11 protein-coding genes are annotated in these 13,620 nt (G+C 43.4%); 5 read left to right on the top strand and 6 right to left on the bottom strand.

Going from position 1 to position 13,620, the window contains the following annotated elements; all coding sequences use genetic code 11:
- Positions 1-62: 62 nt before the first annotated feature.
- Positions 63-728 carry a PQLLE family protein gene (locus tag T426_RS0101385; RefSeq protein WP_025862746.1) on the top strand — a complete coding sequence of 222 codons (666 nt, stop codon included), beginning with the start codon at positions 63-65 and terminating at the stop codon, positions 726-728.
- Between the two features lie 65 nt (positions 729-793).
- Here the strand turns inward: T426_RS0101385 and T426_RS0101380 are convergent, their stop codons facing one another.
- Complete coding sequence (locus tag T426_RS0101380; RefSeq protein WP_025862745.1) at positions 794-2,458, bottom strand: hypothetical protein; 1,665 nt, start codon at positions 2,456-2,458, stop codon at positions 794-796.
- 6 nt (positions 2,459-2,464) lie between these two features.
- Positions 2,465-3,259 (bottom strand): ABC transporter ATP-binding protein, encoded by a 795-nt coding sequence (locus T426_RS0101375; RefSeq protein WP_025862744.1) that lies wholly within the window; start codon positions 3,257-3,259, stop codon positions 2,465-2,467.
- Positions 3,260-3,447: 188 nt separating this feature from the next.
- Between T426_RS0101375 and T426_RS0101370 the strand changes: the two genes are divergently transcribed.
- Positions 3,448-3,897 (top strand): hypothetical protein, encoded by a 450-nt coding sequence (locus T426_RS0101370; protein WP_025862743.1) that lies wholly within the window; start codon positions 3,448-3,450, stop codon positions 3,895-3,897.
- Between the two features lie 3 nt (positions 3,898-3,900).
- Here the strand turns inward: T426_RS0101370 and T426_RS22375 are convergent, their stop codons facing one another.
- Both T426_RS22375 and T426_RS0101360 read right to left on the bottom strand, forming a co-directional pair.
- Positions 3,901-4,866 carry a DUF1848 domain-containing protein gene (locus T426_RS22375; RefSeq protein WP_025862741.1) on the bottom strand — a complete coding sequence of 322 codons (966 nt, stop codon included), beginning with the start codon at positions 4,864-4,866 and terminating at the stop codon, positions 3,901-3,903.
- Positions 4,867-4,943: 77 nt separating this feature from the next.
- Positions 4,944-5,762: a glycoside hydrolase family 97 N-terminal domain-containing protein gene (locus T426_RS0101360; RefSeq protein WP_025862739.1), complete on the bottom strand. Its 819-nt coding sequence runs from the start codon at positions 5,760-5,762 to the stop codon at positions 4,944-4,946.
- A 117-nt stretch (positions 5,763-5,879) separates the two neighbouring features.
- On the opposite strand from T426_RS0101360, the gene T426_RS0101355 reads away from it, so the two are divergent.
- A complete protein-coding gene (locus tag T426_RS0101355) occupies positions 5,880-6,503 on the top strand; it encodes an HAD family hydrolase (protein WP_025862737.1) in 624 nt (207 codons plus the stop codon).
- 25 nt (positions 6,504-6,528) lie between these two features.
- On the opposite strand, the gene ispG is transcribed toward T426_RS0101355, so the two are convergent.
- The gene (ispG, locus tag T426_RS0101350; RefSeq protein ID WP_036985333.1) at positions 6,529-8,394 is read right to left on the bottom strand and encodes a (E)-4-hydroxy-3-methylbut-2-enyl-diphosphate synthase; all 1,866 of its coding nucleotides are present in this window, start codon (positions 8,392-8,394) and stop codon (positions 6,529-6,531) included.
- A gap of 272 nt (positions 8,395-8,666) precedes the next feature.
- Here ispG and gldA point away from each other — a divergent pair, with 272 nt between their 5' ends.
- Together gldA and metK are read left to right on the top strand one after the other, a co-directional pair.
- Positions 8,667-9,578, top strand: coding sequence for a gliding motility-associated ABC transporter ATP-binding subunit GldA (gene gldA / locus T426_RS0101340; RefSeq protein ID WP_025862736.1), 912 nt, complete (start codon positions 8,667-8,669; stop codon positions 9,576-9,578).
- Positions 9,579-9,805: 227 nt separating this feature from the next.
- The gene (gene metK, locus T426_RS0101335; protein WP_025862735.1) at positions 9,806-11,065 is read left to right on the top strand and encodes a methionine adenosyltransferase; all 1,260 of its coding nucleotides are present in this window, start codon (positions 9,806-9,808) and stop codon (positions 11,063-11,065) included.
- A gap of 1,514 nt (positions 11,066-12,579) precedes the next feature.
- Here the strand turns inward: metK and T426_RS0101330 are convergent.
- Positions 12,580-13,608 carry an NAD-dependent epimerase/dehydratase family protein gene (locus T426_RS0101330; RefSeq protein ID WP_025862734.1) on the bottom strand — a complete coding sequence of 343 codons (1,029 nt, stop codon included), beginning with the start codon at positions 13,606-13,608 and terminating at the stop codon, positions 12,580-12,582.
- Positions 13,609-13,620: the final 12 nt, after the last annotated feature.

The raw sequence follows: 13,620 nt of genomic DNA, 5'->3' as shown, positions 1-13,620 counted from the left end.
AGCTTGTCATTGGTCGCTGGATTTTGTATATTCTCAAGGCTCAACAGGACAGGAGGAAATTTATGATTTACAAGCAAATTGACATTCGTTACGAAGCCATTCTGGATGGATATCGGAAAATTATCAAAAACGCCAATGAAGTCACCTGCATTCGCAACCGCCTCGCTCCGTTTGGTTACAATGAATCGCACCTTCAAAAAGGGTTAGCCTTATGTGAAGAGGTGGATGAGCTTTTGAAACAACAAAGGAGTGAATCGGAGGCAAAAGATAAGACTATCCGGACCTATCTGGAATTAAAAGAAATTGTGGACCTCCACTTTCGGCGGGTCCGCAAAATTGCACAATATATTTTCCGTCGCGATTTGGCCAATTGGCAGGCACTGCGCCTAGGTTTGATGATTCCGGAACGAATCGACCGGTGGCAAAACTTTGTGACGCTATTCTACGAGGCCTTGCTCGAACACCCAATGTGGCGAAAACCTCTCGAACCATTTGGTTACACACACGAAGTAATTAACCAGCTTTATCAACAAATAAACGAGCTGAAAGATCTCCAGGAGAAAATGCTGACAGAAGGCGGTGTTTTCCCCAAATCGCTACTGCGGTTAAATGCCAAGCTCGAAAGATTGAAAAACTGGTGCAACGATTTATCGGAACTTGTTCCGTTGATTTGTGAAGAAGATGACAACCGCTATCTCGAAAATATTATTCGGTTTGAGGAGGCCTGATGCTGAATAGCTAAGAGAAAAGAGCGTTGGGACTGGAATAATAACAGTTTCAACGCTCTTTTTTTCTAGTAACGGTTATTCCGGTCAATTTCCTTCCATGTAATCCGGCTGTACACCCATTTGAAATCGACGTACCAAATCAGGGCAACATAGAATGGAATAAGCAACAAACTTGCCCGAACGTTATAACTTATCAGCCCATAGTGAAGCAGAGCGATCAACAAAACCAGAAACATCGAGGCCATCATTCGTATTCCATTGGAACCTCCCTGAACAGCAGATTTTTCCAATGTAAATGGAAACCGGGGTGTCTGGTAGTAAAACAAGATAATGGACATCAGATAATTGGCCAATAGCGCAACAACGATGTCACCAATTTTGGATGGTCCCCAAAAGAAGATAACTACGGCAGCCAGAATAATGTAAACGGGTATCAGGAAACGGACAAAACCCGCCTTAATAATTCCTTTAAACAACTCAGCCGGCGAATCCATTGGGCTGGAACGAAATATCCAACCACTCATTTTCTGTTCTCCAACCAATACAGCATTGGCTAATGTGGCCGAGATAAGAATCGGAAAATATAACAAAGCAATATACAGCTTACCGGAAACCACATCATTTATACCTTTCCCTTGAAACATCAATGGAAGAAGCACGAGAATATATCCGATGGATGGGAGCAGCATCAATTTAAATTGCCTTTCCCGCCCAATCATTTTCCACATCACCGTAAACGAGGCCCGCTCTTCCGCTTTTCGCGTGAAAACTTTCGCCGCTGTACGACTCCATTTTCCACCAGTTTTTCTGGTTCTTCTTACTGGAGAACTCTTGTCCCCCTGCTCCAAATCAGCCAACTTTTGGTTAAAAAGTGGCGTCAGGTATTTACTGGTAATAATAGCTGCCGCTAACGGCATACCAATGGTCAAAGCCAGAAAAATGATATGATTCAGGTCCCAATTGAATGTTGCAATGGCATCGATTGTACCGGCAAACCACGATTGTGGTAACAGAAAAGTGTACCAATGAATCGTTAAAAACATATTGAAAACATCGGTATTATCGATGAGCCGGATTCCATACTGGTAAAATGCCATGAAAAAAATCGCGATAGCCACCTGAAAATACATCATCAGGTTTTTCAATTTCTCCCCCGATGCCAACTTCATAATTCCCAAATACATAATGTTGGTTAAAAACAAAGTAAAGGCAGCATTCAGCGCCAGCGAAATAACATAAACCAACAACGAGGCCAACCCAAACTTGAACGCCCCGCTGATCATGGGAAACAACGATAAACTAAAGCCAAGCAAAAACAGGTACACAAAAATATGCGCATTTCGGGCCAGGTTTACGGTTTGCCCGTTTACCGGAAGAGAATGAATCAGGCTGTTATCGGAAGTGGCAAACAGGATGGCATAAAACTCAGATATAATCAACATGGCCGTAAAAATCATCACCATAGAATGGATGACGAAATAAAACACGAATGCCGACTGAATCACATGAAGGAGACCCGTGAGAATTGCTCCAAACAAAGCAAAAACACCACTTTGCATCAACAACATATTCCGGGTTTCTCCACCCCGGTTAGACGAGAACGAAGTACTGCGACGGTTATCCATCAGCAGCTTAAGTTTTAATATCGTAATGAATTGCCCGTAATCGACACCGGTCCATTCAATCAATTTCCGGAAGGGTAAAAAGAGGGAAACGATAAATTTAATCATAGCCAACTACTTTTCTACAGAATGAATGAATTCCTCAGCCCTGTCGGAATGTCCGGTGGAACCCGTCAGGCGGGTAAACAGTTTCTCCAGCGATTCATCATTTGCCTGGGCTTTTAACTCATTAAAAGTGCCGTCGGCTATTACATTTCCTTTATCAATCAACACAATGCGATCAGAAATTTTTTCCACTACATCCATCAAATGCGAACTGTAGAAAATGGTTTTCCCGTCACGGGCCAGCTGGGTCAGTACTTCCTTGACCATGATAACCGAATTCGCATCGAGACCCGAAAGCGGCTCATCCAGAAATATAATCTCCGGGTTATGTATCATGCCCGAAATAATCAGCACTTTCTGGCGCATACCCTTGGAAAAAGTGGAAATACGCTGATTCGCATTCTTCTCCATTTCAAAAATGCGCAACAGATTCATCGCTCGGTCGGTTACCTTCCCCGGTTCCATTCCGCGCATTTCACCCAAAAAGGAAAGGAATTCCAGCGGCGTCAAAGAATCGTAAAGCGAAGCATTTTCCGGAATGTAACCTATCCGTTTCTTTATCTCCATCGCATCGGTTCGCAAATCCATTCCCATCATCCGGATATCACCTTCAAAGTCGGTAATTAAACCGCACAATATCTTCACGGTAGTGGATTTACCGGCGCCATTCGGACCTATGTACCCAATAATATTTCCGTTTTTAATATCCAGGTTGATCCCTTTTAATACCTCATTTTCTGAACTTCCACTCCAGAAACTTTTGTACAGATCACGAATTTCAATGACATTATGTTGAGACTCCATAAAACCAGGTGAGTTTAGATAATTGATTTTAAAGATAGAATTTTGTTCCGGAAATGGATAGGGGCAAATCGAAAAGTTAAGTCCATTTAAAGTGCTTCCTGCTGAAAGAAATTGGTTTGCACATTTATTTTCACCGAAAAGGTTGACTTTTACCAATCCCTTTTAACTTTGTAGCAAACCATACGAAAATGAAAAGGAAGCAGTATATACCGGTCATTTTATTAATATCCTTCACCCTACTGGTAACATCGTGCAAAAAACAGGATATACCGGAATATTTTGCCCAAACCAATGTGAGCTTTTCGTACACAACGCCTGACGGTGCGACCGACTCCATTCACCCGGTCACTGTTAATGTCGACTGCAAAGCGATAAATCACCCCGAATACAAAGGCTCGCTTGAACCATATGCCAAAGATTCTTACTGGAAATTAACGATGGATCAAACCGGAAAAATTGAGCATAAATATAACTTCGCCATTATCGACGGGTTAACTGCCCAATACAATCAGTTGGTTAATGTCACGCGCGGCGATACCGTAGTTTTCGCCCTTTCGGGAAAATTCCAGGTAAATATTTCCGCCGACCAAACCAAAGTGTACCTGATTGACAAAGTCGACACCCTGATTGTTCCCTGATTTCTATTGTCCGATGGGATGAGTTTTTCCCGGAATCCGATTGGCATAACAATAAACGCATCCCAACGGGCAGGTATCGTACTCACCAATATCTTTTGAAGCAATGCAACCACAAGCAGCGCGTTGCGATTTGTCTTTAATTTTTAAATACCGGCCATCTTCCTTGCCGGGAAAAAGCGTATCCTGGCTTCCGACAAAAGCCATCAACTTTTGATCGTCAGGGAATAATTGCCGGATCAAATCGTCATCAATGCATTTGTTCGGACGAATACCATACTGGCTCAAGTCAATCGCTTCGCAACAAGAGCGTAATTCGAGGCCATTTTTCTTCCCGATCACCTCCAACATTTGTGCTGCTTCGTGCATTAATTCGGGTGTGAACTCCTGGTAATCCACCTGAGCATTCCGCAGGTTTCTTTCTACTTTCCGGTAAACCGAGATATCGGCAAAACTAAACACCAGCTTTCGGGTATACCCTCTCAATTGACTGGCAATGAATTCCACCCGTTTCATCAACTTTTTCAACGAAAGTTCACCGGTAAGTAACAACGGATCGAAGCGCCAGATGACTTTCTCCGGTCCAATCATTTGAGACAACTTCCGAAACGTCTCTATTCGTTTCGCCAATGGAGGGACAAAAGGCTCAATACCTTCCGTTTCATAATCATTCAGTGTAAACTGGAAATAGTAATTCAGATGACGCTCATCGAGCAATGGAAGAATCGAAAAAAACGAAGCAGGATTTTTGCTCCAGAAGACGAAAAGTCGCACCTGAGCGAAGGACACATAGCTGACTTGCTGATTGTAGGGATTCTTCCAACTCACATAGCCTTCCTCCAACCGCTTCTTGAACCACCCAACGTAATTTGCTGGTATATCCGTGCGGCGACTGGCCGAGACAATAAGCGGGACGACCGCTTTCTGTTCGCTTCCGTCGGATAATTGTATGGTTGTCTTCTCCCAATTCATACAGCCGTCTTTCCAGTGTTATCCAATATCTTCCCCACAGCACGCGACGGAGGCAGCCGGTGAGTGACCAAGCCCAGCTATTTCAACGAGGAAGGGATCTCCGTATTGACAATTTTTTCTTTTGAATCGGCGATGGTTATTTCCCGCCAGGGAAATGGAAACGGAAAGAAATTGATAACCGTGCCGGTCTCGCTAATGATATCAAGGGTGAAGTCGCCGGTCTTCCGGAGTGAAGCAGTAGGTACTTTTTCGACATCGCTAATCCGAACCCAGGCATTTCTTGAACTGAACCATACCGGAAAATCGATATGCGTATCAGGTTGAATGGGATTGTCGCCCAACTGGCCACTATAGAAATTATTCTGTCTTCCTTTTGGAAGAATAAACTCTGTCAATTCCCCATTGATATCGATGTTTTCCGATAAACCGGAAAGGACTTCATAGCGGAATGCCATGATATTGTTCCCATACAACCGCACCAATAATTTCATGCGCCGGTCCGGAACTTCTTTGCCTCGCAGGTAGATGGCGAGTTCGTTATAATTATGCCCGGCAGCCGCTTCGCCGGCCTGTTGCTCGCGGTATGAACGACCAATCACCTTTTCGATTTCAGGTTGAGCCAAGAAAGGCCTGTTCTGTACGTTCGTCAGCCCAAGTCGTGATGGCTCAAGAATATTTCGTCCTTTATAATTGATACTGAATAAAATTCCCTTTTGTGGGAAAGCCTCGAAAAACAACTTAATTTGACCACTTGGAGCACGCATCTCCAAGGCGTTTTCTCCATTAAAACGATAAAAATCTTTCTTGGGCTGGTAACACCCTGAGAGTAGGAACAGAAATACGAAAATGGCCGAAAGGTTCGTCGCTTTTTGAAACAGGTTCCCGGTTCGTGTCATCTTTCTAAGTTTTTAAGTCAGGTTATCATGTAGACAAAGTAAATGCTTTCATGATAATATTCTAACTTTACCGGGCGCTTTTTTACTGGAAGCTCTTTTGCCACAAAATATCCCGATATGAGTACCATCAAAAATATCATCTTCGATTTAGGCGGCGTCATTCTCAATATCGCACCAGAACGAACTGTTGAAGCATTTGCAGCACTTGGGCTGGAAAATCCGTTGGGAGAACGTGGCTGGTTCTACCATCACGATTTGTTCTACTTGTTGGAGCAAGGAGCTTCGTCGCCTGAAGAGTTTCGTGACAATGTACGCCGGTTGCTCAATCGGGACATTCCGGATTCAGCTATTGATCACGCCTGGTGTGCCATGATTCTCGATATTCCGGCAGACCGGGTTGAATACCTGAAAAGCTTAAAAAAACAATTCCGGATTTTTTTATTGAGTAATACCAATGAAATTCACCGGCAACAATACTTCCGGGATTTCCAATCGGCGTATGGTTTTATTTTTTCTGAGTTATTTGAGCAAGATTATTACTCGCATCAAATGGGAATGAGAAAACCCGATCCCGACATTTTTAAACGGGTTTTGGAAAATCATGAATTAATACCCGAAGAGACTTTATTCATTGATGATTCAGAGGCGAACATCAAGGCTGCGTCCGAACTTGGAATTCAGGCATTGCATCTCGAACCAGGAACGTTGACCCAAGCATTACCGGATTTTCTTATCGAATAGGACAAACTGTTTTTGAGTAATTTTTCTACCTGGAAAGTGTTGGTTCGTACCAGTCTCCGTATTCCATCATCAGCTTTTTCAACTCATCTACAGCTCTTTCAGATGGAACGTGACGTTTTACCAGTTTCTGGCCTTTGTAAAGATTGATATGTCCGGGGCCGGAACCAACGTAGCCGTAATCCACATCGCCCATTTCGCCCGGGCCGTTTACCACGCAGCCCATCACACCAATCTTCAGGTGGTTGAGATGACGGAAATGTTTTTTCACTTCGGCCAAGGTTCCCTGAAGTTCGAAAAGGGTTCGTCCACATCCCGGACAGGAAACAAATTCAGTCCGAGTTACCCGCATGCGGCTCGCCTGCAACAATCCGAACGAAAGGTCCTTCAACTCATTATAACCAATGGTTCCCTGGTTCGATAATAAAATGCCGTCACCATAACCATCAATCAGCAGTCCTCCCAAATCAGTGGAAGCTTCTATCAGCAGATCTTCGTAGTTATCTTCCCGGTAGGAACGATGCAAAATGACCGGATTTTTACAAATATGAGCATCCAACTCCATGAAGAAAGCACGTAACTCAGCAAAACTGTTCAGGTTATCGCTCTCCATAATGACAATGGCCTTCCGCTCATTCTTCAGCTTTTCAACAATTTCCGGGTTTTCTGCCTTCAAGGCATCGTATTCCGGTTTGCTGGCGCGAATAAACCGCTCTTGATTGGTATACATATCGTTGAAAAGGTAATCTTCCAACGACAGTATCGGAAATGCGCGACCAGCTTTATTGAAAATGCGTTTGCCATCGTAATAGTAATCAGGTTCCATCCCTGTATTCAGCGAGCGCACCTCTTCCAGTGTATAGTTATTCAGCGATGCAATAACAACCACTGCTTTTTTACCGCCTATATCACCTACCGGCCGGTTACTTCTCCGCTCATACTCGAACGGATTAGTTTGTGAAATCATCGGAGCGGATATCGGAGCATGATTCTCGCGCCCCTTGAAAATATCAACCAGTTTACGGGCAAAACCAATTTCATTGGCCGGATCTTCTGTCAGCGAAACCCGAATCGTATCGCCAATTCCATCGGCCAGCAATGTCCCCGAACCAACAGCTGATTTAATACGTCCATCTTCACCTTCTCCGGCTTCCGTAACGCCGATGTGGAACGGGTAATTCATTCCCTCCAGACGCATCCGGTAGTTCATCAAACGCACAGTGTATACCATCAGTCGGGTATTACTTGCCTTGATAGAAATAACCACATTGTGAAACTCAACCTTTTTGCAAATGCGGAGGAATTCCATGACCGATTCCACAATTCCTGCCGGCGTATCGCCATAACGACTCATAATCCGGTCGGAAAGAGAGCCGTGGTTGGCTCCAATCCTGAGAGCAGTTCCACGCTCAGCACATGCTTTTAAAAAAGGGATAAAGCGTTCTTCTATACCGGCCAGTTCATCACGATACTCGTCATCGGTATAATCTACCTTCTGAAATTTAGCTCGTGGATCGTAAAAATTACCAGGATTGATACGAACCTTCTTCACATATTTAATGGCAGTTTCAGCAGCTTGCGGAGAGAAATGAATATCGGCCACTAGTGGTATTGCGGCATAGCCACGTTTGTCTAATTCAGCCCGAATACTTTTTAGATTTTCTGCTTCGCGGAGTCCCTGAACAGCCATACGGACAAAATCGGCACCAGCCTTAATAATCCGGATGATTTGCTCAACCGTGGCATCCGTATCGTTCGTATCTGTATCCGTCATCGACTGTAAACGAATAGGATACTCTCCTCCAACCTTTACTTCTCCTACCTGTACGGTGGCAGTTTTTTGCCGCTCGTATCGAAATAAACTATTCACAAAATTAAAATTCTGATCCTTCATGGTTTTCGTCGCTCCGGGACATTTTACTGTAAAACAGACTCATTGCACAACGTTTCATCGACAACACATAAGTCTGCTTGAAATTCTCGAAAATAGTTGATTCATGGTTCGCTGCCACAAAATTAGCAAAGATTTTCAGAGAGATATGAAAATTGTCATTGCATATTGCTATTTGGAAACAAAGTCATCAAAAACAAACAAGATTTCCATGCTTGAACCCTCATTCCCTTGTAAAATGGAAGGAAAAGTTATTTTTGTACAAAAGCAGAATTATGTCGATACAGGTTGAAAGCATTACACAACTATTTGGAGAACAGAAAGCATTGGACGATGTTACGTTTTCCATTCATACCGGTGAAGTGACTGGTTTTCTGGGACCGAATGGTGCCGGAAAATCAACCATGATGAAGATAATCACGGGTTTGCTTACGCCTTCTTCGGGTAAAGTAATGGTAAACGACCTGCCCGTTCGGGAACATTCCATCGACATACGCCGGCAAATTGGTTATCTGCCAGAAAACAATCCCCTCTACCCCGATATGTACATTCGGGAATATCTTGAATTGGTTGCCGGTATGTACCCGATAAAAAACCGGAAAGAGAGAGTTGATGAAATGATAGACCTCACCGGGCTGGTTCCTGAGCTAGGGAAAAAAATCGGTTCGCTGTCAAAAGGTTTCCGGCAGCGTGTAGGCATTGCACAGGCACTCATTCATGATCCGGGAGTTCTCATTCTTGATGAACCAACATCCGGGCTCGATCCGGCTCAGCTGATCGAAATACGACGACTCATTCAGGAAGTAAGTCGGAATAAAACCGTCATGCTGTCCACCCACATTATGCAGGAAGTGGAGGCTATTTGTAACCGGGTTCTCATCATCAACAATGGACAAATTGTTGCCGACAAAAACCGCTCACAGTTTCATGCCCTTCGAACCGATGCACCTCAATTGGTCCGAATTGAAACGCAAGGAGAAGTTACCGCAGAGATGCTGGCTTCTGTTGAAGGTGTTGAGCATGTCGAAAAAACAGGCGATGCCGAATGGTTGTTAACCGGAACTACCGCTGAAGATATCAGGCCGGCCGTATTCCGCTTTGCTGCAGATCATGGATTTGTTTTACTCACGTTGCAACGCGAAACCACCACGCTTGAGAAAGTCTTCCTGGAAGTGACCGGCCATTGAACCGAAACCGGACAATGCCCTGAATCCAATTTTTATGCATCTTTTTACGTATTTAAATATTTTCGATGTACATTTGTGCCTCGAATGTGGATAGATTTGATTGATTGCAACCACGGAAAAAAATGCTAAAGCAACGCCTTCCCGTCTATTATCAATCAACCATTTAACGTCCCGTTCTGTATTTGTTTCATCGATGGTCGGCCTGAGCCGTCCAAAAAATTATAATTATGGGATTTCTGTTTACTTCAGAATCAGTATCGGAAGGACATCCTGATAAGGTGGCCGATCAAATTTCCGATGCATTGTTAGATACCTTACTGGCATATGATCCGGACTCGAAAGTGGCGATTGAGACCTTGGTAACCACAGGGCAGGTAATAATTGCCGGCGAGGTAAAAACACAGACGTACATTGACGTTCAGAGAGAAGCCCGCGATGTGATTGCCCGCATTGGGTACACCAAGGCGGAGTATCAGTTCGACAGCGACTCCTGTGGTATCCTGACAGCTATTCACGAACAATCTCCTGACATCAACCGAGGCGTCGATCGCGAAGATCGCGAGAACCAGGGAGCAGGTGACCAGGGAATGATGTTCGGTTATGCATGCAAAGAAACCGATGATTTCATGCCGCTTCCCCTGGAATTGTCACACCGTCTGTTGCTTGAGTTGGCTGAAGTTCGCCGTGAGGGAAAAGAAATGACTTACCTCCGCCCCGACTCCAAATCACAGGTAACGATTGAATACAACGAAGAAAACGAGCCGCTGCGGGTTCACACCATCGTAGTGTCGACACAGCACGACGACTTTGACAACGATGACGAGCGCATGCTGGCCAAAATCAAGGACGATGTTCGCAAAATTCTGATTCCTCGCACGGTTGCCAAATTGCCCGAACGCTTGAAGGAACTGTTCGACGATCAATATATTCTGCACGTTAATCCTACCGGAAAGTTCGTAATAGGAGGCCCCAACGGTGATACCGGATTAACCGGACGCAAAATTATTGTCGATACATATGGAGGTAAAGGTGCACACGGAGGTGGAGCATTCTCGGGTAAAGACCCGTCGAAGGTCGATAGATCGGCTGCTTATGCTGCCCGCCACATCGCCAAAAACCTGGTAGCTGCCGACGTTGCCGACGAAATGTTGGTTCAGCTGGCCTATGCTATTGGCGTAGCACAACCCGTAAACATCTATGTTAACACCTATGGCCGGTCAAATGTCGACCTGTCAGACAGTGAAATTGCAGAAAAGATTAGGGAGATTTTCGACCTTCGCCCATTTGCTATCGAAAAACGGTTAAAGCTTCGCAATCCCATTTACGAGGAGACTGCTGCCTACGGACACATGGGACGTACCCCAAGAACGGTTGTCAAGAATTTTGAATCGCCATATTCCGGCAAGCTGGAACGCGAAGTTGAACTCTTCACATGGGAAAAACTCGACTATGTTGAGAAAATAAAAGAGCATTTTAAGCTCAAATAAATATCACATCTTAAAGAATTGTCAAAAGATCGCTCATTGGGGGCGATCTTTTTCGTTTCAGTAAATCTTCCTATTCGCCAAAATTGATGTGGCAATATCAATTATCATTTATCTGGAAACTTGCCCCTTACAATTTACACTGATGAAGTTGTTCTATGAACTACACAATTCAGTATTTATCTTTTGAACAATGGAATTTACCTTTTGTGCAATTGATTTGACCATTTGTTTCGTGAATATACGAAGGTTCCCATATTTTCGAACCCGAAACCAAAACCCAAATTCACCTTTGTACATGCATTCATTAATTAAGTTTTATTTCTGAAAGACATGCAACACTAAGTCCGGCTTTCCGGATTTAGTGTTTGCTTGAAAACAAAGGAAAAACAAACATTCTAAAAAAGGATAATTTGTACTAACCAATGCCATATATGGTGGATCCGGGGAAAAAATCAAGTTGCCCTACAGCAATTTGAGCCAATCAACCATCAATTGAAACGGATTCACATATAAGAGAGCCGGTTCCTGAAAAGGAAGCCGGTTCTTTCATTAATTATTCTAACCAGACTGACTTAAAAAGAACTTGCTTTTCGTGCTAACAAAGGTGGTACACAATTTAGTTCAGTCCTTTAGTCGGATACCCGAGAAATCAAACCCCGCCCAAACACCTTAATCACTCAATCAAATTTTCAGCGATCAGATTAGTTTCAAATTACCGTCCATAAAAAAAGGACTGGGTTGAGAACCCGGTCCTTTTATAAATTAACCTAACCAAACTAACCTAACTTAAAAATTCCTATGAAAAAAACTTGCTTTTCCTGTTGACAAAGATGCCCGTTTTTTCTGTTAATTGATTCGAACAGGTATTAAAGAAAGTTAAACCTTATAGTAAATAGAGAATACGAAATGCTCCGATAAAAAGGACACGAATCTTATCACAAAAAAAAAGAGTCGGGCTGAGAACCCGACTCTTAATAAACTAACCTAACCTAACTAAACCAAACTAACCTAACTTAAAGATTCCTATGAAAAAACTTGCTTTTCCTGTTGACAAAGATGCCCGTTTTTTCTGTTAACCGATTCGAACAGGTATTAAAGAAAGTTAAACCTTATGGTAAGTAGAGAATACGAAATGTTCCGATAAGAAGGGCACGAATACTTATCACATAAATAAAGAGTCGGGCTGTGTTCCCGACTTTTTCTAACCTAACTAAACCAAACTAACCTAACTTAAAGATTCCTATGAAAAAACTTGCTTTTCCTGTTGACAAAGATGTCCGTTTTTTCTGTTAACTGATTCGAACAGGTATTAAAGAAAGTTAAACCTTATAGCTGTTAAAAAAAAGCCGGGCTGAGAACCCGGCTTTGTAAAACCTAACTGATTAAACCAACTAACTCTAACATATCAATGAAAAACTTGCTCTTCCTTAGGAACAAAGATGAGGCATTATTCTGTTAAGTAAATTCAAGTGTCCTTAAATATCCTTAACCAAATCTCTCAGTTGAAAATTAGCTTAGCGATGCTCATTCAGAAATATTTTTGCAACTCTGCCCACACTTTCCTCAATAGTACGGTATTGAAAAGGAATCATACGGGTTATATGAGAACCATCATAATCACTCATTTGGTTTGAACCATTGACACTATCGCGGGTAATCGCAGGTCTGGAAGAACTGAACCAAGAGACAACAAGGGCAAGTCGCCACGCAATCGCCAAAAGCCAATCGCCCACAGGAATAGTCGGTCTCTTTTTACCCAGATCATCAGCAACCAGATTAAAGAACTCGCGGAACTTCACATTCCGGGCCACCAACACATATCGTTGATTCCTGACGATTTCCCATTGTGGCTGATCTATCATTGATACAATGGCCTCACTCACATCAAGGACATCAACAAAACCGGTTCCTCCTTCGGTATAAAACTGAAATCCGTTCCATATCGTTTTGAAAAGTTGGGGACTACCCGTATCCCAATTGCCTGGACCGATAATCACCCCCGGATTCACAATCAGCACCTCCATTCCTTCGTTCATACCACGCCAAACCTCCATTTCGGAAAGGAATTTACTCTTGCCGTAAGCGGTGCGTTTCCGGCTGTTATTCCAAACATGCTCTTCGGAAGCAGGTACACCTTCGGGCGGATTTCCCAGCGCCGAAGTAGAACTTACATGACAGAAACGGCTGATTCCTGATTCTCTGGCTAAATCAACCAAATTCGCGGTTCCCTCCACGTTATTGTGCAACATTGCATTACGATCCCTTCGACTGAAGGAAACCATCGCAGCAGCGTGAATAATGAAATTAACACCTTTCAGATGCAACTTGATAGAATCGCGGTCAAGCAAGTCGCCATCTGCCCACTCAATTTTTGCCAGAAGCTGTTCCGCTTCTTCTTCGGAACTATAATAAGAAAATATTTTTTTTATCTGGTTCAGGTTGCTGGTTTCACGCTTCAATGCTCTTACCTGGTAGCCCGATTTTGTCAGGCGATAAAGCAAATGAGCTCCCAGCATTCCGGTCCCCCCAGTTACATATATCATTAACGAATTCTT

This window comes from Prolixibacter bellariivorans ATCC BAA-1284 (assembly GCF_000621705.1).
GTDB lineage: Bacteria > Bacteroidota > Bacteroidia > Bacteroidales > Prolixibacteraceae > Prolixibacter > Prolixibacter bellariivorans.
Note: the sequence above shows the minus strand (reverse complement) of the source record. Positions and strands in the feature narration are given on the sequence as shown.